At 42.2% G+C, this 21,136-nt stretch carries 16 protein-coding genes; 1 reads left to right on the top strand and 15 read right to left on the bottom strand.

Annotation, left to right across the window (positions count from 1 at the left end):
* Positions 1 to 780: 780 nt before the first annotated feature.
* From soxC to KHS38_RS05300, 15 genes are all read right to left on the bottom strand, one after another.
* The gene (gene soxC, locus KHS38_RS05230; protein ID WP_213487445.1) at positions 781 to 2,004 is read right to left on the bottom strand and encodes a sulfite dehydrogenase; all 1,224 of its coding nucleotides are present in this window, start codon (positions 2,002 to 2,004) and stop codon (positions 781 to 783) included.
* 8 nt (positions 2,005 to 2,012) lie between these two features.
* Positions 2,013 to 2,654 carry a c-type cytochrome gene (locus tag KHS38_RS05235; protein WP_213487446.1) on the bottom strand — a complete coding sequence of 214 codons (642 nt, stop codon included), beginning with the start codon at positions 2,652 to 2,654 and terminating at the stop codon, positions 2,013 to 2,015.
* Between the two features lie 12 nt (positions 2,655 to 2,666).
* On the bottom strand, positions 2,667 to 3,926 hold the full coding sequence (locus tag KHS38_RS05240) for a YeiH family protein (RefSeq protein WP_213487447.1): 1,260 nt from the start codon (positions 3,924 to 3,926) through the stop codon (positions 2,667 to 2,669).
* Positions 3,927 to 3,945: 19 nt separating this feature from the next.
* Positions 3,946 to 5,403, bottom strand: coding sequence for a phytoene desaturase family protein (locus KHS38_RS05245; RefSeq protein WP_213487448.1), 1,458 nt, complete (start codon positions 5,401 to 5,403; stop codon positions 3,946 to 3,948).
* A gap of 9 nt (positions 5,404 to 5,412) precedes the next feature.
* Positions 5,413 to 7,023 (bottom strand): hypothetical protein, encoded by a 1,611-nt coding sequence (locus KHS38_RS05250; RefSeq protein WP_213487449.1) that lies wholly within the window; start codon positions 7,021 to 7,023, stop codon positions 5,413 to 5,415.
* An 11-nt stretch (positions 7,024 to 7,034) separates the two neighbouring features.
* Complete coding sequence (locus KHS38_RS05255) at positions 7,035 to 8,399, bottom strand: DoxX family protein (protein WP_213487450.1); 1,365 nt, start codon at positions 8,397 to 8,399, stop codon at positions 7,035 to 7,037.
* 108 nt (positions 8,400 to 8,507) lie between these two features.
* Positions 8,508 to 9,401 carry a cyanophycinase gene (locus tag KHS38_RS05260; RefSeq protein WP_213487451.1) on the bottom strand — a complete coding sequence of 298 codons (894 nt, stop codon included), beginning with the start codon at positions 9,399 to 9,401 and terminating at the stop codon, positions 8,508 to 8,510.
* 11 nt (positions 9,402 to 9,412) lie between these two features.
* Positions 9,413 to 10,756 carry a RagB/SusD family nutrient uptake outer membrane protein gene (locus KHS38_RS05265; protein WP_213487452.1) on the bottom strand — a complete coding sequence of 448 codons (1,344 nt, stop codon included), beginning with the start codon at positions 10,754 to 10,756 and terminating at the stop codon, positions 9,413 to 9,415.
* A gap of 10 nt (positions 10,757 to 10,766) precedes the next feature.
* Complete coding sequence (locus KHS38_RS05270) at positions 10,767 to 13,874, bottom strand: SusC/RagA family TonB-linked outer membrane protein (protein ID WP_213487453.1); 3,108 nt, start codon at positions 13,872 to 13,874, stop codon at positions 10,767 to 10,769.
* Positions 13,875 to 14,777: 903 nt separating this feature from the next.
* Positions 14,778 to 15,839 (bottom strand): HEAT repeat domain-containing protein, encoded by a 1,062-nt coding sequence (locus KHS38_RS05275; RefSeq protein ID WP_213487454.1) that lies wholly within the window; start codon positions 15,837 to 15,839, stop codon positions 14,778 to 14,780.
* A gap of 24 nt (positions 15,840 to 15,863) precedes the next feature.
* On the bottom strand, positions 15,864 to 16,883 hold the full coding sequence (locus KHS38_RS05280) for a leucine-rich repeat domain-containing protein (protein ID WP_213487455.1): 1,020 nt from the start codon (positions 16,881 to 16,883) through the stop codon (positions 15,864 to 15,866).
* A 121-nt stretch (positions 16,884 to 17,004) separates the two neighbouring features.
* Positions 17,005 to 17,310, bottom strand: a complete 306-nt coding sequence (locus tag KHS38_RS05285; protein WP_213487456.1) for a hypothetical protein — start codon at positions 17,308 to 17,310, stop codon at positions 17,005 to 17,007.
* A gap of 2 nt (positions 17,311 to 17,312) precedes the next feature.
* Positions 17,313 to 18,014: a hypothetical protein gene (locus KHS38_RS05290; RefSeq protein ID WP_213487457.1), complete on the bottom strand. Its 702-nt coding sequence runs from the start codon at positions 18,012 to 18,014 to the stop codon at positions 17,313 to 17,315.
* A 333-nt stretch (positions 18,015 to 18,347) separates the two neighbouring features.
* Positions 18,348 to 18,602, bottom strand: a complete 255-nt coding sequence (locus tag KHS38_RS05295) for a hypothetical protein (protein WP_213487458.1) — start codon at positions 18,600 to 18,602, stop codon at positions 18,348 to 18,350.
* Positions 18,603 to 18,630: 28 nt separating this feature from the next.
* Positions 18,631 to 19,143, bottom strand: coding sequence for a hypothetical protein (locus KHS38_RS05300; protein WP_213487459.1), 513 nt, complete (start codon positions 19,141 to 19,143; stop codon positions 18,631 to 18,633).
* Between the two features lie 704 nt (positions 19,144 to 19,847).
* Between KHS38_RS05300 and KHS38_RS05305 the strand changes: the two genes are divergently transcribed.
* Positions 19,848 to 20,846, top strand: coding sequence for a hypothetical protein (locus KHS38_RS05305; RefSeq protein WP_213487460.1), 999 nt, complete (start codon positions 19,848 to 19,850; stop codon positions 20,844 to 20,846).
* Positions 20,847 to 21,136: the final 290 nt, after the last annotated feature.

The following is a 21,136-nucleotide window of genomic DNA, read 5'->3' on the forward strand; positions in this document are numbered from 1 at the left end:
AGTAGCGGGTCAAATGATAAAGTAAGGATGAACTAATGGATAGCCTTAAAGGTGAAGATAGATACGCCCTTACTGGCGTACATTAAGCCAAACGTTAATTCAAGTTCCGCTCGTTACTTATATAAATGATGTTTAATGTTATCGTCAGTGCGTAAATAAGTAGTTTTTAAATTAGTTATTCATGATGGTAAGATAACTTCATTAATAATAGATATGCTAAAAAACAATATCGCAGGTTAAATTATAGGGAAAGTTCATATGATAACTATGTGCACCGTTATGAGTCCAATTGAGCTTTAAGGAACAAAAATATCTGTAAAGATTTCATATTCTATATTCTCAGCGGGGTCACAAATATAGCTCATATGGATTCATTCAAACCCATATGAGCTCATAAAGCCTCATTGTATATTACTTATCGAAAGTAGCAACGACAAAAATTAAATGATTATTTAATTTTTGTCGTTGCTATATTGAAGGGGCTAAAAAGGTATATTTGTTAGCAGGTTACTGTGGCATCAACTTTTAAGCTAACACTGACAGCTAAAAAAGAAACAGCCGATATTGGCACATATTAGCAGATTGAATTGCCAAGATAAAACACATTCCTAACGAGCGAGATATCGAATTATTTACTTGTGTAGGTTATAATTTCTGATAAGCATCAAAACTAACACCTAATTGGTTACTTGAACTTATTCACCACAATCTTTGTGAAACATCTGTATTTAATTAGCAAAACGGTTATAGCTTACCTCGCAAATACAGCAAAGCCATTAATTATTTCCAGCTCTCAGACTTAAATTTCACACTACCATCTCTCTTGATCACCCATGCCGTAATAGGATTTAAATGATAACCGGTTATATCTACACCACGAGCGTCAATCAACTGTCTTAGCGTAGGTTGCATGTAGCCGGTTTCGTCAATTACTCGGCTCATTATTTCTGTTTCATTACCACTCCAATGCCAAAGGTATCTGAAATAAGTATGCGCTTTATCCAGCACCGGCTCCTGTAAGCGAGCACTGTTCCAGGTTTTGCCGGAATCGGTACTTACGTCCACCCTATGTACTTTACCCCTACCGGTCCAGGCGATACCCCGAATTTCAATCCAGCCCGGTTCTACATTGGCCGGGTACGACGGAAAAGTAATAATTGACCGGGCATCCATATCAAAACTGAATTGCCTGATGCGATCTTTTACCGGATAAGTATACTTGCTGGTTTCTTCACGTGTCATCCAGAGTTGATCGGACAGTTCAATTCTGCGAAGCCATTTCACATTGGTGTTTCCTTCCCAGCCGGGTAATAATAAACGAGCCGGGTATCCTTGCTCCGGGCGAATGGCTTCGCCATTTTGTGCATATACAATCATGGCATCGTTCCAGCCTTTACTAACCGGAATACTTCGGGTTAGTACTGCGGCATCCGAGCCTTCTGCTAAAAACCAAGTAGCTTTTGGTTGAACGCCCACTTCGCGGAATAAGGTCGAGAGCATTACGCCGGTCCATTCGCTCTGGCTGGTAAGCCCTAAAATGTCCTGTGGTGTCATCTCTTCCTTACCCGTCCGGAAATTGCCGGCACATTCTATAAAACAGGTGCGCGTTACGGATGGAAAACGTTTTAGATCACGCAGGGTAAACTTCATAGGCTTATCCACCATACCATGTATCAGCAGCTCATATTTTTCCGGGTCGATAACGGGTACCCCGGCATGATGACGTTCAAAGTGCAAATCGGACGGGGTGATGGTACTATACAAATCCTGCAAGGGTGTGCGCGATGAAATATCAGACGGTTTACGTACCGGATGTTCAAACAAGGAACGCTTGCCCAGTTTGCTTGGTCCGGGACCTATCTTTTTGGTTGGGTCATCTTCAGATGATAATGTGGGTATCTGGATTGACTTTCCCCATGCGGTTTGTACATGTATTACTGCGGCTGCAAGCGTTCCGCCCAACCATGTTCGGCGGTTCATCAGTAATTTCTCTTTCTTACCCATATCTCTGATTATTTAACTTCCGCACCACCCTCGCGGTCATCTGTAATGAAATGTTTTTTTGCTGGCATAATCACTTTAGGCAGTGTTTGTGCATTTATCACGGCATCGGTTTTAATAATGTGGTTTTGACCAAGGATGTATGCCGTAAGTGCATATACCTCGTTATTGGTTAGCGTACCCGGCGCTGTATAGGGCATGCTGCGGCGTATGTAATCGAACACCGTTGTGGCATAAGGCCAATAATTACCGATGGTATTGCTTTTTCTTCCTTGAAACGTAGTATCGCTTACCAAGGCTGGCGCCGGGAGCTTTTGCCCAGCTATCTCCTTACCTTCGGCTCCATGGCAGGCTGCACATTTAGCTAAGTAAACCACTTTACCTTCGTGAACTGTACCCGAACCAGCTGGCAAACCTTTACCATCAGGCTGAATATCTATATCCCAAGCTGCAATATCCTGCGTTGTTGCAACGCGGCCATAGCCAAACGTTTTGGGCCAGGTCAACGAATCAGTAGTACGGCGGCTGGTATCCAGCTTTGCGTTATGCAGCAATGTAGTTCGATTGTATAAACTCGAGAGCGTTACCACTATTACTCCACTGGCAATCACAACAAAACCTTTAAACCCAATTTTCCCCTTAGCTTTTTGCATCTTATACTACATTTATCTGAACAGCAAAAACGCAATAGCCAGCGTAATGAAAACATTAAAGGTTTGCGCTATTAGAAAAGCATACAACGGCTTTCTGCCGTTGGCACTGAACAGGTCACTAAATTTGGTTTCCAGTCCAATACTGGTAAAAGCCAAAGCAAACCACAAGCCTTGTAAATTTTTTAGACTATCCTTTACTTGTGCCGTTATAGCAGCCGGAATTAAGAACGAAAACAACAACGACGCGCCGATAAAGCCTAAAACAAACTTCGGAAAACGCTCCCATATCACTTTTAGGGTTGGTTTTTGTTCGGCATCATTGGCCGCAGGATTCTTGGTATAAGTCCAGTAAATGGATATAGCAAAAGCAGCTAATCCAAGCAGAACGTTTTGTGAAAATTTAACAATAGTGCTGATTTTTAAAGCCGCCTCACCTACCAGTGTACCCGATGCTACCACTGCACCGGTAGTATCTATACTACCGCCCAGCCATGCACCGGTAACCTCTTGCGGCATGTTAAAGTGATGAGCGATGAGTGGCATTACAATCATCATGGGGATGGCAGTAATCAACACCATCGAAATTACATATGACAGTTTTTTAGAATCACCTTTGATTGCTCCTGCTGTTGCAATAGCTGCCGATACCCCACAGATGGATACTGCACTCGATATCATCATGGTAATCTCGTCATCAACCTTGAGCTTACGGCAAACCCAATAAGCAAAATACCATACTGAGGTTACTACCACTAATGATTGTATTAAGCCTAATGAACCGGCTTTCAAGATATCTGAAAAGATAACACTGGTACCCAACAGCACCAATCCTATCTTTACAAATAATTCAGTTGAAAGCGAATTGCGCAGCCATTCGGGCAGGTTAAAAATATTGCTAATAAGCAACCCTATCACCAAACTAAAAATTACAGCTTCTAAATTCAGGGCCTTAGCTTGTGTGCTACCAGCCAATATCAGGGCGAAAATGGTAAGCAGGTATACGATGGGAAAACCCCGCAGAAAATCAATAAAACTTTTACCGCTTAGCCACACACCAATCAAGCCAATGATGCCTACAAACAGAAACTGCAAACTAATTACTTTTAAGTTATCTGCGCCCAAAACCTTCGTAAAAAGCTCATCGCTGGTTTTCCAGCCAAAAGCCGGTACCGCCAGCAGCACCCCGGCCAGTGCCAGCAGTATAATAAGCGAGCCGAGTATAACCACGACCCAATCTTCATGTAATTTCAGTTTAACAGAACTTGTTGACATGTAATATATAGGTTAAAAATTAATTTTTAGTATGTAATGGCAGAACATGAATGTGAAAGATATTGCGCAATGCATGCTTAGCCGCATGATAGCCGCACATACCATGCACTCCACCGCCCGGAGGCGTAGATGAAGAGCACAGATACAAGCCTTTAGCCGGTGTAGTATAAGGCGACCAGCGCACAGCCGGACGAGTGAACAATTGCCTTAAATCGATTATACCCCCGTTTATATCACCACCTATGAGGTTTGGGTTAAATTGTTGTAATTGCGCTGTATTAAATGTATGCTTAGCCAATATACGCTCTTTAAAGCCGGGCGCAAAACGCTCTATCTGGTTTTCTATTGCGGCAGTCATATCTGTTACCGAACCATTAGGTACATGGCAGTACGCCCAGGCGGTATGCTTACCATTAGGTGCACGGCTATTATCGAATACGCTGGGCTGAGCCAATAGCACAAAAGGTTTTTCGGGATGTTGGCCCTTGGCAGTTTGCTGTTCGTTTTGAACAATCTCCCGCAATGTGCCCCCCAAATGTACGGTGCCAGCCTTGCGGGTTGTCTCGTCTTTAAATGGGATTGATTCATCTAAAGCCCAGTCGATTTTAAATACGCCCATACCATAACGGTATCTTTGCAGCTGCCGTTTGTATAAGCCCGAAAACTTCTCACCTGCAATTTCTAATAGCTGTTTGGGTGTTACATCAAACAATACAGCTTTGGCCGATGGCAGCTGTTGTAATGAGCTGATGTATGTATTAGTTTCTATCTTTCCGCCAATAAAAGTAAAATAAGCAGCCATAGCTTTGGCAATCTGGTAAGAGCCGCCTTTAGGTATAGGCCAGCCTTTCAGGTGCCCGTTAGCCATTAATACCAGGGCAATGGCCGATGTTGACCAGTTTTGCAAAGGCTGTATAGCGTGTGCCGCCATACCAGCAAAAAGCCCTTTAGCCTGTTCTGTTTTAAAGCGTTTAGCTAAAAGCGTAGCAGGCTGCAAAGCCTTTAAACCAAAAGCGGCCATGGCAAAGGGACGTTCAGGCAAATGCAGGGGTGCCAATACGTCCGGCGCAATAGATGGCCAATTGTTCACAATAGGCTGCATCAGCTTCAAATAAGTATCTTTATCATCGCCCAACAGCAAGGCCGTTTTACGGATATCATTCTTCAGCACAGCAGCCGGCCCGGTATCAAATGGATGGGCGGCAGCCACTTCAGGATAGATATATTCCAGTCCGAACTGATCCAAGGGTAAAGTCTGCAAAAACGGCGACCCTGCCGCCATCGGGTGAATAGCCGAACATACATCATGCTGATAGCCGGGCAGGGTTAGCTCTTGAGTAGCTAAACCGCCCCCTATTCTACTGTTTCCTTCTAGTAATAATACCGATAAGCCATGCTGTTGCATTAAAATGGCTGCCGCTAAACCGTTAGGCCCTGAACCCACCACCACAGCATCGTAATCAAAACTTCCAGTCATCCCTATTCACTAATATCTGCCAGCTTGCAGCTGGCTGTCTTTTAATACGTAGTCTTTCTTGTACCGATCCAACACAATGTAAACCGAATCTTTTTTATCGTCGATGCCAGACAGAATTACCCGCGAGCCATCCTGTGTTGCATATTTCAAAACCATGTGGTTACGTTTTCGCTTGTCCTGCTTTTCTTCGGCAATGCCTTTAATACGTCTGCCGGATACAGCATTTTTGTCAATTCTGTAAATTTCATCACCGATATTAGCAAGCGCTTGTTTAGGTATCCAGTTTTTATCGGCTTTATCTTTTTTAAGTTTGTTTTCACCTTTACTGCCTCGGCGGTCGCGGGCCGATACATATTTATCCTGCAGGTATAGTACATGGTTCACCGTATCGGCATCATAATAAAACACGCGCTTGCCACCTGCCGTGCCAGTAAGCTCGAAAGTGCGATTGATATCGCGCATGGGTGATCCGCCACCATTAGACAAATCAAGCTTAACAGGTTTGTTGACGTTATAAGTCAAGGTCGACCACTTCTCGAACGTTACATCCCGCCAGCGTACCGAATCAAGTGGCGAGTATGGTACCGTTTGATTATTGATCTTGAACTCTGTAACATGGTAATTGCCCCGTAAAACCGATACGCCTTTCATAGCAGGTTGCTTGTAGGGGTCGTAAAAGAAGTTCAAATACTCGGCATAAAACAGGTAGATCAGGAATATAAATATGGTAAGCGCTTTTAAGCCAATCCGTGTATACCGCAGCCACGTTGCCGAAAAAGACGGAAAATAGGTTGGCGGTATGGTAAAGCGTTCCTTCACCAGTAAATTGTACACCGGCACGGCATCGTACCACAACAAAAAGGCAGCAAATAGTACAAAGTACGAAGCATAAATGTGCACCCCGCCATCATAAGCAAAATTCACGTAAGTGATATCACCCAAGGCACTCAACAGCAATACAGTACCCAATGTAGTTGTTTTTCTGAAAAACAACAGCACACCAGCCAGCAGCTCCACCACACCCGCAAACACCTGGTACCAGGGAACAATACCAACAGAAAGCCAGTAGATTTTTTGCGCCGTAAAATCACCAAAATTGGTATTCAGCAACCCTAATGAGGGGTAAGGCATTTGGGTGGGGAACAGCTTGGTATAACCAAACCCAATAATGCCGATGCCTGCACGGTAACGCACCACTACACGCACCCAGTAGTACAAAGTATCATAATTCAGTTTCGATTTTTTGCTTTCTACCAAGGTCCATATTACAGCACCCACCAGCGCAATAGCCAGCACCTGCAACCAGTCGGTATAGCCTAAAAGATTATAGGAAGGTTTAGAGAAGTGATACAAAGAGGGTTGAAAACGGGCAATATCATAAATATCACGGTAGTGGATTTTGAACCAGTTTATACCGAACAGATTTTTATACCATTCGCCACTAAGCGGGATAGACATAACAAGGAAAAATATGGCCGATACCCGCAGGGCAAACTTCTGCCCGGTTGTCCAGTAAGACGGTTTACCACCAGTATTTTCGATATGGCTGCCGTTTAGCTCCTGATCGGGTTGATCGGTTACTAAATTTGTATCTGCAATGATTTCTGTTTTGCTTGACATGGCTTTACTGATTAGAGTTTCAAACCTTTGTTGCGTCCTTTAGCCGCTTCTTTAAGCAGGTACTTTTTGTTGATGCGGGTAAGCACAGCATATACCGAGTCTTGTTGCTGATTAATGCCTGATAAAATAATATGCAGACTATCCGGCCGGGTATAATGCAGTGTAAACCTATCTTGCGGATAATGACTATTTTTATTTACTAAATATAATTCGCTTTTGGTTGCATCAATGGTATAACTATAGTAGCTCCTTTCACCTGAACCTGCAAGCTCGTAGTCGCGCTGAAAATCGTCAGGATGAATCTCTTCCGTTACAGCAGAATCAATCAGTTGTGGCTGTAAAGTTTTGATGCTGATGGTAGCCCACTTCTCAAAAACCACATTTTGCCAGCGAGTTGAATCAGTATCCGAATATGGATGCACCTGCCCTTTTATTTTGAACTCGGTTACATCGTATAAACCAGCTGCTTTTGGTAACCCTTTGGTTGTGGGATAATGATAACCATCCTGTTTGTAAGCTGCATAGGTTTTAGCTGCATACAGCACCACAAAAAAGAATATCAGCAGGCTTTTTAAAGCGACAAGGCCATTGCGTTGCCAGCTTTGCTGCAATACCGGTTTTACACTGGCGGGTGCAGTTGGCTTTCTTAAAGTAATAAGGCGGTACAAGCGAGGCACGTCATAAGCTATAATATACAGTGCAATTACAATCAAGTATAAGCTATAAATACCTTCGCCGCCTTCATAAGCCATATTTGACATCAGCACGTTACCCGTAAAAAGCAAAATAACAAGTGCACCAAACGAAGCAGTTTTGCGGGATAGTAGCAGCAACCCGGCCAGCACCTCTACTAACCCTAAAAAGGTTTCGTAACCGGGCACAATGCCCAGGCTCATGGCAAACAGTTTCCATCGGGTAAACTCGCCGTATGCGGTATTTAGGTTGCTGATAGAAGGATAAGGCGCCTGCAACGGAAATACTTTGATAAAGCCATAGGCCAATATGCCAATAGCCAACCGATAACGAAGTATGGTACGCAGCCAGTAGTTCAGTACCGGATAATTGCGTTCCCGTTTATCTGCAAAGCTCCAGATCACAGCGCCAATAAGCGCTATTAAAGCAATTACGGCCCAATCTGCTAAGTTGGCTAACTTCCAACTGTTGGGTGAATAATCGGTAACTGGCTGTGGTGTGTAGCGGCTCAGGTAAAAAATATCACTAAATTGAAGGTTCAGCCAGTTGATGCTAAACACGTGCGCATAGTACTTCCAGTCGAGCGGCAATGCCTGTAGCAAAAAGTAAATGAACAAGAACCGGAAAACAGCTTTTTCCCAAGGCTTCCATTCGGTGGTTTGTAGTGTGCTTGATGTACTCATGGTAAATCAGTTAAGATTATAAAAGACGCCGAGGGCAAATTCGAACTGCCGTAAAAGTTTTTGCAGACCCTAACCTTTCCACTCGGTCCCCCGGCTTTTCCGTTTATATTAGTTTGCCCCGGTTTTGGATGCTGTTGTTTTAGTTGGATTTAATACCTGACGTAATTGCAAATCGAACTTCTGCCCTTTTTGCAAGTAGTAGAATGGTCCGTTATTGCCCGAATCACTTGATGGGTTCTTGATTTTGCCATCAAACTGATGTTGATCGTAAATGGCCACGTACGATGCCCCCAGTACCTCAAATTGGTTTTGATGTACCACAATGGCTGTACTTTCGTCAATACCGATACCCAGCAAATCGGGCCGGGTTTTTATAAAACCCAGCAGATCGAACTGACGGTTCCGTTTTAAAATATGCTGATCGATGGCTACGTTGTGGATAAAGTCTAATCCTTGGGTATGATTGCCCACCAAAACGGTGTTTCCTTTCGTATCGCCACGAAACAGGTATGAGCCCTGTATGGTTGCTCCAGCTGATGTGCCACCAATAACACCGCCTCTATCCAGCAAGGCACGGAACTCTTGATGTGCCAACGTATTCAAAAAGCTGTCGGCTATTTTCCATTGCCTTCCGCCTTCAAACCATACGCCAGTGGCCTCGCGGATGGGTTTTACAAAGGCTTCGGTATTGGCTACTTTGGAGTCGCGGGTGTGCAGTACGATAATGCTTTTTACGCCCAGGTCCTTCAGCTTCGCTATCGTGCGACTATCGTTTTTAGCAATTGTAGAATCTTCACCAGCTGTGGGTACATAAATAATCTTGGCATTGGGGCCGCCGGCCAATTCAACAAACCTGCTCCATATTTCGGGACCGATGTTACCGCCGCCTACAATTACCAGCGATCCTTTTTCGGGCCCGGTAACAGATGCGGTTTGCTGTGCTTTTACCAGCCCGGCCTGAAAGGTTATCAACGTTATGAGAGTTAACAATTTTATTTTCATATCAGATCAGTTTAATAGCTTGGATTTTGAATTATTGATGGATTAGCTACAATCTCGGCGGTGGGTATAGGGAAAAGATATTTGCGGGTATCGGTAATACCAAGCACCGCGGCTACACGATTGGTGCGTACCAAGTTAAACCACCTGTCGGCCTCAAAAGGGAACTCTACCCTACGCTCGGCTTCGATAGCTAATAATATATTGCTTTGCGTGGCGGCTGTTGAGGGTTGTAAACCAGCCCTATCCTGTACCGCATTTAAATCAGCTAAAGCACCAGTAAGGTTGTTTTGCTGTGCCCGGGCTTCGGCTCGAATAAGATACATTTCGGCAATACGAATAACATAAGCCGGATCGGTACCTACCGGGTTACGGTAGTACAACTTGCCATACCATAAATTGCCGGGAGGCGCAGTTTGCCCGATTAACGCATTGCGGTTACCACCTACAGTTGCGTCATTCAATAAATTAACCAATACTGCGGTTGGTGCCCATTCCCTACGGCCGCCCAGCGCCGGTGGCAACCACCAGTTACTATGGCCGTTTTTGAAAGATGTACTGTAAGCAATCTCAAAAACAGATTCGTTAGTGGCAACAGCATTGTTTGCAAAAAATGCGCTGTACGGTTTCAATAATGTATAGTTGCTGGTTTCGCCAATAACCTTGGTGGCATACTGCTCGGCAAGCGCCCATTGCTGTTGATACAGGTAAACACGGGCACGCAGCGCCCACACGGTTTTCTGTGTAGCACGATTGCGGTTTACAGTATTGGGTAATATCGGCTCGGCAGCATCTAAATCTTTCAATATCTGCGCATAAACATCGGCTACACTGCTGCGGCCAATGCCAGCGTGGTTAGTTGGTGTATGAGTTGGCGTCAAAATCAGCGGTACGCCGCCCCAGCCTCTAACCAGGTCAAAGTAAGAGAAGGCCCGTAAAAAGTAAGCCTCACCCAGATATTGGTTTCTAAGCGTGGTGGTTAGCAATTGATCGTTAACCTTAGGCACGGCCTCCAGAATGTAATTGGCTGATAATATGGTTTTGTAAATCTGTGCCCATGCGGAACTTACATAACCATTATCAGCTGTTAGCTTATGACCCACTACTTCTTGCGGAGCTTGCTGCGAGCCGGTCCACTGAATATCGCCGCCCGACAGGTAAGACAGTGCCGGAAAATTGGAACCGTAATAATTATCGTTGCCGAAAGTATTGTATAAACCATTTACCGCCGTTGCTGCACTTCCGGCATTAGTAATAGCTACCGATTCATCAATCTGTTGCTCGGGTTGCACTTCCAGAAACTTTTTGCAGGAGGTTATGGCGAAAAACATAGGGATGATATAGATCAGTCTTTTCATGAGTTGCTTTTTAAAAAGTGATGTTTGCACCAAATTGAACCGTACGCGGAATAGGCGGCGTACCCAAATCATAACCCAACACATTTGGGTCGGAGGTTACGTTAATTTCGGGATCCGGACCGCGATAGTGTGTCCACAACCAAAGGTTTGAGCCGCTTGCATACAGGCGCACACTCGCTGCTTTAATTTTGTCTGATATGCGCTTTGGCAAGGTGTAGCCTAAGGTGGCATTGTTCAGGCGTAAAAAGGAACCGTCTTCTATATTACGGCTGGTAGGGCTTAAGGTATAATTGTTGCCCACGGCAGTTAAACGTGGCATATCAGTTTGGTCACCTGGCTTTTGCCAGCGGGAAAGCTGACGTGTATCCATGGCCCGGCGATCATCGCGGGTACCGCCACCTTCCAAAAAGTAGGCGTTGTTGTTGTACACCTTGTTACCCCATTGAAAGTTGAAGAATATCGATAAATCAAAGCCTTTGTAGCTGAACGTATTATTAAAACCTCCTACAAACTTGGGCAGTGCATTACCATAAATTACTTTATCGGCCGTATTAATTACACCATCGCTGTTTACATCCTGGTAAACGGCATTACCGGTTTGTGAGTCAACATATAACTGGCGGTACACGTAAAATGAATTCATGGGCGAACCCTGCACCATTCTTTCAGCTGCGTAGGAAGCATCGATCGGAATAGGCAACTTTTCGATTTTGTTGATGTTACGGGCCAGGTTAAAGTTGGTTTGCCACTTAAACTGACTCGTGCTGATGTTTACCGTGTTTAAGGATATCTCAAAACCTTTATTGCTCATTTCGCCAGCATTTTGCAAGATGGATGAAAAACCTTGACTAAGTGGCAATGGCAAATTCAGGAGCAAGCCGGTAGTGTATTTATCGTACACGTTAAACTCGGCAGTAATACGATCTTTGAAAAAGCCCAGGTCTAAACCAATGTTAGCCTGCCGGGTGGTTTCCCATTTCAAATCGGGATTGGCCAATTGTTGTGGTACCGTGCCCGGATTGTCCAGATAGTTAGCTCCGGCCCCCCACAAACCTCTGGAGGCAAAGTTGTTGATACCGTTTTGATTGCCCGTTTTTCCGATACTGGCACGCAATTTCAGATTGCTGATGGCATTGGCATCGCGCAAAAACTCTTCTTCTTTAAGCTGCCAGGCTATACCTGCTGAAGGGAAATAGCCCCATTGATGGTCGGCACCAAACTTAGATGATGCATCGGCCCTGAAACTCGCTTCAATAAAATACTTGCCGGCATAGTTGTAATTTACCCTCGAAAAGAACGACGAAAGCTTGTAATTACTTGATGTTGATGACGAGGTAGTAGTTGCAGCTGAAGCAATTTGTTTAAATGAATCGTTGGGAAAGTTAGTGCCTTGTGCCAGTGTTTGCTTGGCATTACTGCCCTGCAGGGTATTACCCAACAAAATGCCTATTGTATGGTTATTGAATGTTTTATTGTAAGATAGCGTTTGCTCATTGGTCCAGATGGAGTTGCTGCTGATGCTGGAGGTTGCCAGATTTTTGTTAGCCGCACCCAGATTGGTTAAGCTGTTCCAATACTGATACTCATCGTACAAGTTATAATCCAAACTCCAGCTGGTACGGAATTTTAAACCCGGAAGAATATTTACATCACCATAAATGTTGCCTATATAACGGTTGCTGGAAGAGTGCATGTCGGTATTGCTAATCAATACATCCAGGTTATCAAAACCGGCCCATTTAGCCGGGCTACCATCAGCATTCACTTTAGGCAAATAAGTTGGGGTGTGTATACCCGCTTGTAAAATACCACCTTGTGGTCCATCGCCTACCCGTGCATTGGTGCGATACGAACGCGACAAAGAATTGCTGGTACCTACGCTGAACACCTTACTAATCTGCTGATCCAAGTTAAACTTAAAGCTGGCGCGTTGGTAATCATTAGTTCTTAAATCGGCCTGCTGTTTGTTATAGCCACCGCCAATGTAATAGCGGGTTTTATCGTTGCCGCCTGACACGGATAGATCATAATTCTGTAGCAAACCGGTGCGGAATATATCATGCAACCGGTCATAAGTAGGCTGGTCTTGCGGTAAGCCTCTGGGTGCAGGGCTGGCAATCGGGTTATCAGTTAATGCCCTAAAAGGCACATACTGATAAGTATTGGCTGCGGTAGTGTTGCCAGCGGCCAAATAATCTACACGGGTATTTCGGTAAAATTCATTCACCAATTCAGCATGTTGCGGACCGGTTACTAACTCCCATAACTTGGGTGCCCAAGCCGCACCTATATAGGTATTCAGGCTAACTTTAGCCCCAGTGTTGTACTTACCTCGTTTAGTTGTAATAAGCACTACGCCGTTTGCAGCACGGGCGCCGTAAATGGCGGTAGCATCGGCGTCCTTAAGTATAGTTATTGTTTCAATATCGTTGGGATTAATATCAGCCAGTGGATTGTTTGCTTGGCCCTGGGTAGTGATTTTTTGTAGCGACTGACTATTGATGTATACGCCATCTACTACATATAAAGGATCATTGCTGGCATTGATAGAGGTAGAACCCCGTATACGAAAAAACAAACCGTCACCTGGAACCCCTGTACCGGCACTTACCTGCACACCGGCTGCACGGCCTTGTAGTTGCTGGTCAAAACTGGCTACCGGTTTGTTGGTAATTTCATCGGCTTTAATGGTAGTAATGGCGCTGGTTACCGTTTTACGATTTTGTGTGCCGTAGCCAACCACTACAACATCGCCCAATTGCTTATTGCTGGGTTTTAGCTGAACAGTTACCGGACTATGATTGGCAACAACTTCCTGCTTTTCGTAACCAATAAAGCTAACAATTAGGGTGTATGGAAACTTTTGGCCGGTAACAAAGTTGAAGCGTCCTTCGGCATTGGTGGATACAGAATGTGTAGTACCATGGATGCTTACTACGGAACCAGGCAGCGGCTCTTTGGTAACGGCGTCCACCACCTGCCCTTCCAATCGGGAATTTATGGTTGCAGGCGGCTCGTTTTGCGCCAATACAAGCAAAGGAGTGGCTAATGTTAATGTAAAAAGGATTAAGATGTTTAGGAAAATAGGAATGTTCTTTCTACGGACATATATTTCCATATATTTAACAGGTTTTGGTAAATGACAAGATTTGTTTGCTGAACCAGTAATGATAAGCAGTGAGTGATTGGCGTTACTGAGCTGCTGTTTCATTATCGTAACCGGCAAGGCTTCCTTGCCGGTTGTTTTATTTTATACGGTTAGTAGCTTATTTTTAGCATGGCATGTAAGGTTGCGTTTAAGTATAGGTACAGCAATTTTATACAAGTATTTTCACCTGTTAGCTGCTTATCAAAATTTAAGGGAAAATTACAGGCAACAACAACTCATACACATACCGTTGCTATGAGTCACAACAGACGTGAGTGGCATTACGCTGCCTGGCATTACAATCGTGTTTAGTTGTGTTGTTTTCATGATACAAGCCAAACATAGAAATAAAAAATTTAATCTACAAAAACTATAGACTTTATATTTTTTATTTTTTAAAATTTGAACAGCCGGGCTTTTTTATGCTGTTTAACGCTTCTGAGCGGTTTTCTTTGAAACTTTGGTTTCAAATGCTTACTATAAATATAAAGAATTTCTGATTCGGTGTTAAATTTAAGTGGCACATCTTTGGCGCATCTGTTGGCGCACTTCTCCTTTTTCACCAATTGAGCTACGGAGTCGGGTTTATTTATTGCGTTGTATTAGATTCTTGGCTGAAGTTTGCCCACTGGCAATATCTACCATAAGTAACATTATTTTTTAGTCGGAGTGTTTTAAATATATCCAGTGTCAGTGCCTGCTGCTTAGTTGTAAGTGAATCTTTACCAATCACTATAGTATAATAGTTATTAATAGATTCATTAAAGTTCCGCTTACCTCGTCTGTATAGTGCTGTTTCTCCCTGATATCGGAGCTTGGTGTGACTGCATCGGAGCATTACCATGCATAGAAAGAACATACAATGCTATAGGCCTACTCATTTTCATTAAGCGCTCGTACAACATCCTCCATGGAATACTTATCCAGTTTGATTTGTCTCTTTAACGGCTCAAATAATGGGTTCGGATATTTCGTTATGGCTATAAGTAAATCAGTTCCCAATGTTTTATACCGAAACTCATCTTTGGTTGCCAAGGTTCGTTTAAACAACTGTAGGGTTTGTGCTTTATCCGGGTACCGGGCAAGTGCTTCATAAAGTACCTGCCATTTACCGTAATCATATAGCTTCTCCTTCCATTCCCTTTCGAAAATCCCGGTAAGCTTTGGATAAAAACTACTATCGGGCATTTCTATAGCTGCGCGTATGGCATAATCTTCCTTTCTACTATCCTTGTTATCATTGAATGCATCTCGGATGATACCGATGTCACTACTCTTTCTATACCGGGCTAATGTCCATATCGCAACCGGCATTTTTTCCAGTGTGGCTATCTCTTTAACCCGATTATAGTATTTGGCTTGTGGGTTCATATCGTATAGCAAATTATACTTAGCAGACAAGGCCATGTGCTTATCGTAAAGCAAAATACTATCAACTATTTGTTTCTGATGTTTGGTTAACCTATAGCCGGTTGATGTTGAGTCGTAGGGTATAACAGCATTCAAAAAGTAGTCACCAACTAAATAACTATTTATTATACACCCCATGAATGTAGATACTCGTGCTGTATCATGTAAATGAGCTAGAACAATAGAGAAAGTTGCCGTATCGTTTCTGGCAGATAGTGCATCAAGGGCATAACATCTTACCACCGGATTTTTGTGGTTGGTTAAAGCTCTTAGCTCTGGTAAGGTCGCTGTTTTGCTTAACTGTTCATAACGTGTCCACTGCACTGTCCTAACACCCGCCTCCCCAACACCTGAACTGTTTACCTGATTGTATTTTGCCATACTATCCACTATCCTTTGAATCGCTGGTCTTAGCTGCAACTTTTGTTTCTGCTTTGAACCAACATTGTACTGACAAGCCATCAATAGATTGATGAGCATAGTGATAGCCGTTAGTGAAATAGATAACTGTTTATTAATTTTCATAATCATTTATCGATAGTGGAACAACTAATTTCCTTTCAAGCCATCGGTATAACCCATGCTTTTTAATCTTGCCCTTAGCTGTGCGTCTACCTTGTTTTTCGTGGTATAGAATGCCAGTACCTTGAGTAAAGGAGGTAACGGCTGCTGAATGAATTGCTCAAAATCAACATTGGTCTTGTAAATCCTGAGCTTCTCTAATGCTGGCAGCTTCTCCAGCCCCGATAAAGATGTCAGCGTTTTGCAGTTTAGCAGCTTCAAATCATGAAGTTCAGGCAGCTCCCGGTCAAAGTGAATATCTGGCAAACGTATCTGGTCTTCTACCTTGAGTGTTTGTAGCTTACGGAAGTTACCCATATTGCTGATATCGTTTAAGCCCCTAATCCAAACCAGCTCCAGATGCTCAATCTCATTTTCACCAATTTCATAAATATTATCCCGACCACCTAATGTGATGCTCAGGAACTTTAGCTCCTTCAAACCATTTACAAAGTGCAGTGGTGCTTTGGAAATTGAATTTAGCCGTAAGCTATTCAGTTTGGTAAGTGTACCTACCGCATCAATGTTCTTGGTATGCCCGCTGATGATTAAGGAAGTTAGGTTACGGTAGTTGCTGAGGAATTCCAAATTAAACGCTTTCGTTTTAGTATCTATCAGAAATAGTTCTTTGACCTGCTGCAGATTCTCTGCACTAAGCAGTTCCGTTTCCTTTATTTCATAGATACCTACAGTTAGTCGCTGTAGGTTGGTCAGCCGGGTAATGGCTTCAATGTTATGTGCTTTTATCAGGCAATCGACAGCAAGTGCTTTCACGTTCGGCAGGTGGTTAACTACATTACAATCAAACGAATCACCGTAATGCCCGTAAAATCGTATGCGGAAGTTATCATCGTACTTAGCACATAGCTCGTTTAGCTTGTCTAAGATTTTCCCGGTGTAATCTTTGGCAACAAATTGAATGATGACCTGCTCACCCTTACTTAGGTGCTGCTCAATTTCTTTTTCGGATATGGTGGCAGGACTGTCTATTCTTATCTGCGGCTGCATATACTAACGTTTGGTAATAATAGGTTCGTCAAATGCGATGACATCAATGACATGGTTTAAGCAAACGATACAATAGTGTTTCATTTCTTTGCCGTGAATATAAGCTATGGTGTGGTTCTCATTATAATAAATATGCTGATTTAGAGTACACTCTTAGTATGCTTCCTGTATATTCGTCATCCTCGCCACTAATTGCAAAACTCTCGTTAATAATCTGATAAGCGATATAGAACTTATTAAACCTGCTTTCATACCGCGGGCAGTCTTTGTCAACAATAATCGGGTTGGCTTTTCCGGTTATCGTTTCTTCCTCATGGTCAGCTACCTTGGCGGCAACAATCGTAATGCTCAGGTGATTGTCCCTTGGCTCTTCCAATGTATGCAGATAGATATATTGAATGTTGTTTATTTCGTCAAAGTAATCCATTATCAAACTACTACTTGTTTAACTTTCACAACAAACCAAGGCACTGGCTCAAAACCGTTCTCCTCATTGTTCAGGTATTCTGCAATGGCTTGTTGATTGGGTATACTGTCAAAAAGCCCGGTTTCATTTATCTGAACACCAAAGTTTCTCGTTAATTCCGCTGTTAAATCATGACAGTGAAAAGTATGAAAGTTTCCGTCTAATTCAACACCAATGATATCATATCCTATTGTAAATTCTGTATTGGTGATGGATTCTTTTATCTTTTTGGAAAGATTATGAAACAAACCTATTGAATTACTTCTGCCATTTTCTGGTTGAAAGTCATCAATCAGTTGTTCTGCTGCTGTACCATCAAAGTATATTGCCATAATTGCAAGGTCTGATAGGTGCGAAAAAAAACGCTGTTTGTAATCCATCAGCGTATCCAGCTCCGTAAAGAGGTTAACCCATCCCAAACTTCCTACATCAAATTTGCTATCAACCCAATGTTGGATATGACCTATTGTCTGTGAATTCAGTTGACAAGAGTTAATGATGTCAGCATATGATTGGTCATCATCACTTGTCCATGAGTATGACCAACTATCTAATAAACTGTCGTTGATACAGGTACTACAGCTATGAATAATACGACCGTCATTTGTACCAAAGTGAACAGGTCGTAATTTTAGCAAATAATATCCACCAAGGTAATATGCCATAATTAAAAATGTACGTGCAGGTCAGCATCAAGAAGTTTAAGCAACTTGATTTCCTTGTCAATCCCAAAGTACCGTTTCCATAATTTATAACCTTTTGTTTGCTGGTAATGGAAAAGCGATACACGATAGCGACTCTTATGCCAATATAGTTCCCACTTGAGTGTAATAGTTGTCTGATATATCGGGAGGCAAAAGTTTCTTATGGCTATAGAGGGCATCAACCGCCTTATCCCGCTTTTTGAGCACACCGATTATCGAGAGGTAATAAGGAATGGATTTACAAGATTTCAGCTCAACTTTATCAGGCACATCGCCGCAATTAAATTCTAAGCGTTAAAAACTACCGGATTGTTTGTAAACAATAGCGTTCTCCATAGTGACATTGCCGTTATCGTATACTTCACAAAAGTTATAACTTCTCCTCACCTCGCAGTTTCCGCAAAATGAATGATAATACACAATGGTATCTACATGTATCCGGTTTAAAGAGTCAATTTGGCGATTAGCCCATTTCCGGATGTTAATGGATTGGGCTGTTGCTACGTGACCAAGCAGCATGATGAAAAGTATTTTTAGCAGGAATTTCATAACGGTTATGAAGCTTTAAGCTATTCAATTACATTTTTACTTTCACGTTTGGATGCTCGCTTTGCAGGAATGATTTAAGTTCCGGCAAGTGAATGTAATCCTGCTCATTCAACTTAATTGGATTGAATACTCTTGCGCTTTGATAGGTCAATAGCCATCCTTTTATAGTTTTTACCTGATAAAGCTTATCCCACGAAAAAGTGCCAGTAAACGACTCCCCGGTGTTCTCAACACCTTGCTCAGAGAAGTGATAAGTAATCCTTTCTTGCAAACGGAGACTGTTCTTAAAGCTTTTTTTGATAGAAAAATGCGCCGATATAGGGGCATATATAGCCATGGTGATGAAGAATATACCTGCACCGCTCCAAGGTTCATCCATGACATAATAATCGTCTAAAGTCAGTGTATACAGGAAGGCTATGGTAAACAATATACCCAAGACGGAAATAATTTGTGTCCAACGTTTGGCATACATCATTCTGAACTGTAGCTGTCTGAATTCCGGATAGGTAACCTGCGAAGTAATAGTAAAGTCGTACATGATATATTTAGGTAAACGAATTTGTGATAGTTACAGCTACGAAGATAGGAAAGTGTTTAAAATTTCAATGGAGCGACTTTGGCTGACTGTAAATATCAAGCAGGTTGTAACTAAATACAAACTCGAATCGCGACCAACAAATAAACGCTATCAGAGCGGCTGAGATAATAGCTGATAGAACAGCCACCCTATTAAGCCCAATACCACTAACGCAGGGATAGCGACAAGTGCGATTAACAAAACCTGTACGATTGCCGTTCTAATTGGATGCCTAATGTCTGATATCGTCCTGGTAGCAAAGTAAGGTATATGCCGTTAACCGGTAATAAATACCGATATTGACGTTAGTACTTAGCTTATCTGGTAACTGATAAGATTATGAAAGCCTTAAGGAGAGCATTTTAAGCAGATCGTCCATCTGCGAATTATAGTTATTGGCATCTGGCGCATACCTGCCGAAACCATTGACCTATTATTCAGAAAGCGGCGGCTGATCTGTCCGAAAAGGTTTATATTTAAAGTGTTCAAACTGTGTTGCATAGATACGGTTATCGTAAGAGACTAAAGCTTACGTCTCAGCAATGGCGCACTTATCGAAGTATCAAAAAAATAAGCTACCCGCTCCAAAGAGCTTTTTAAGGCCTTATAAGGGCTCAGAAGATAACGAGTATATAATTCATAAGAAATTTATTTGATCGATAATTATGACACTTGAGAAAGAGGTTTGTTACCAAGGTAGAAATAACACTATCGGAAATTTGCTTTTAGCTATGCTTATAATTATGTTTTCCGTTGCTTGTAATAGATCTCAAAAAACGAAAATATCTATTCCTTCAGGAACTGATACCATTACCCTGAATGATAATGAGGTCATATTTATCTCTCCAAGTGATCAAAGTATCAAAAAACTTAAAAAGAAACAGGGAGAAGACTTTTATACGGTCGCAGATGATGCGAATAATTATTTTGCTGAAGCTTCAAGCTATCTGGATTCTTTAGAAGTATCTTATAAAAGTTACGATGATAACAAAATCATTGTATTTAACAAGAACAATAAATCCGTCAAAATTCCCAGGCATACCAGCCCTTGGTATGTCATCTTTTATAAAGACGGAAGATATGAAACGCTGGATTTAATCAATGTAAAAGAAGGATATTCAAAGTTTTTCAATAATAAAAGCCCGGTAAATCGGAATCATCTTTACGCTAAACCTATCATAGATTCCATTGCAGAAAAAAAATATTCTGTAGTGGAAGAAAAAGAATGTGACCTCAATACGGATGGATTCAGAGATATGATCATCGTCTTCGGGAATAATAGTGATATAGATACACAAGATCCAACAACTAAAATTGCTCCTGTCGCTCTTTTATTAAATGAGCAGAATAAAAAGTATACGGTATTGATCAATGAAAATATATATCCAAACAACTTTGGAGATGCATTTAAAAGGTTGGTTGTAAAAAACAATTACTTCACCATCGAACTATTGAATGAGATACCCGACCAGTATATCTCAGAAAAATATGTAACGTTCAAATTTAACAAAGTCTCAAAAGAGGTCATTCTTTCAAAATACGGAGAAAGCATCGATTGGAATGACGGAAAAAGAAATGAGACGCTGTGTTCAGATAAAGACCTTGGAAGGATTTTATTCCAAGCGTACAATTCCAATACTATTCAAGCTAAATGCAAAAATTAAATTTTAGTACGAGGGATTGCTTCTATCATTAGTTACCATTTTCAGCAATAATGCGCGTTCTATGTACGTATCCTTGCAGACATTTTGGGGTCTGGATCAAGAGCCAGTCTCACTGATTTTCGAACTAAAATATTTTCACCGGATGGAACTGTTCCAACAACGGCTGAATGCTTGAATCTGTCTTTTGTCAGATTAATATGGCCATCAGGACCTTCAATGTAATTTTATTACAGCTGAGATAGTCACGATGTAATTTGTGTATTTGCTGATGAGAAAACGGTAAGCAGTCT

The sequence above is a fragment of the Mucilaginibacter sp. Bleaf8 genome, assembly GCF_018390515.1.
Taxonomy (GTDB): domain Bacteria; phylum Bacteroidota; class Bacteroidia; order Sphingobacteriales; family Sphingobacteriaceae; genus Mucilaginibacter.

Bases quoted from the DNA above. Each gene is read 5' to 3' on its own strand.
- KHS38_RS05275 (WP_213487454.1), bottom strand. From the start codon at position 15,839: ATGAAAATTAATAAACAGTTATCTATTTCACTAACGGCTATCACTATG.
- KHS38_RS05260 (WP_213487451.1), bottom strand. From the start codon at position 9,401: ATGAAAATAAAATTGTTAACTCTCATAACGTTGATAACCTTTCAGGCC.
- KHS38_RS05250 (WP_213487449.1), bottom strand. From the start codon at position 7,023: ATGTCAAGCAAAACAGAAATCATTGCAGATACAAATTTAGTAACCGAT.
- KHS38_RS05300 (WP_213487459.1), bottom strand. From the start codon at position 19,143: ATGTACGACTTTACTATTACTTCGCAGGTTACCTATCCGGAATTCAGA.
- KHS38_RS05305 (WP_213487460.1), top strand. From the start codon at position 19,848: ATGACACTTGAGAAAGAGGTTTGTTACCAAGGTAGAAATAACACTATC.
- KHS38_RS05290 (WP_213487457.1), bottom strand. From the start codon at position 18,014: ATGGCATATTACCTTGGTGGATATTATTTGCTAAAATTACGACCTGTT.
- KHS38_RS05240 (WP_213487447.1), bottom strand. From the start codon at position 3,926: ATGTCAACAAGTTCTGTTAAACTGAAATTACATGAAGATTGGGTCGTG.
- KHS38_RS05245 (WP_213487448.1), bottom strand. From the start codon at position 5,403: ATGACTGGAAGTTTTGATTACGATGCTGTGGTGGTGGGTTCAGGGCCT.
- KHS38_RS05235 (WP_213487446.1), bottom strand. From the start codon at position 2,654: ATGCAAAAAGCTAAGGGGAAAATTGGGTTTAAAGGTTTTGTTGTGATT.
- KHS38_RS05280 (WP_213487455.1), bottom strand. From the start codon at position 16,883: ATGCAGCCGCAGATAAGAATAGACAGTCCTGCCACCATATCCGAAAAA.
- KHS38_RS05255 (WP_213487450.1), bottom strand. From the start codon at position 8,399: ATGAGTACATCAAGCACACTACAAACCACCGAATGGAAGCCTTGGGAA.
- KHS38_RS05270 (WP_213487453.1), bottom strand. From the start codon at position 13,874: ATGGAAATATATGTCCGTAGAAAGAACATTCCTATTTTCCTAAACATC.
- KHS38_RS05295 (WP_213487458.1), bottom strand. From the start codon at position 18,602: ATGAAATTCCTGCTAAAAATACTTTTCATCATGCTGCTTGGTCACGTA.
- KHS38_RS05265 (WP_213487452.1), bottom strand. From the start codon at position 10,756: ATGAAAAGACTGATCTATATCATCCCTATGTTTTTCGCCATAACCTCC.
- KHS38_RS05285 (WP_213487456.1), bottom strand. From the start codon at position 17,310: ATGGATTACTTTGACGAAATAAACAACATTCAATATATCTATCTGCAT.
- soxC (WP_213487445.1), bottom strand. From the start codon at position 2,004: ATGGGTAAGAAAGAGAAATTACTGATGAACCGCCGAACATGGTTGGGC.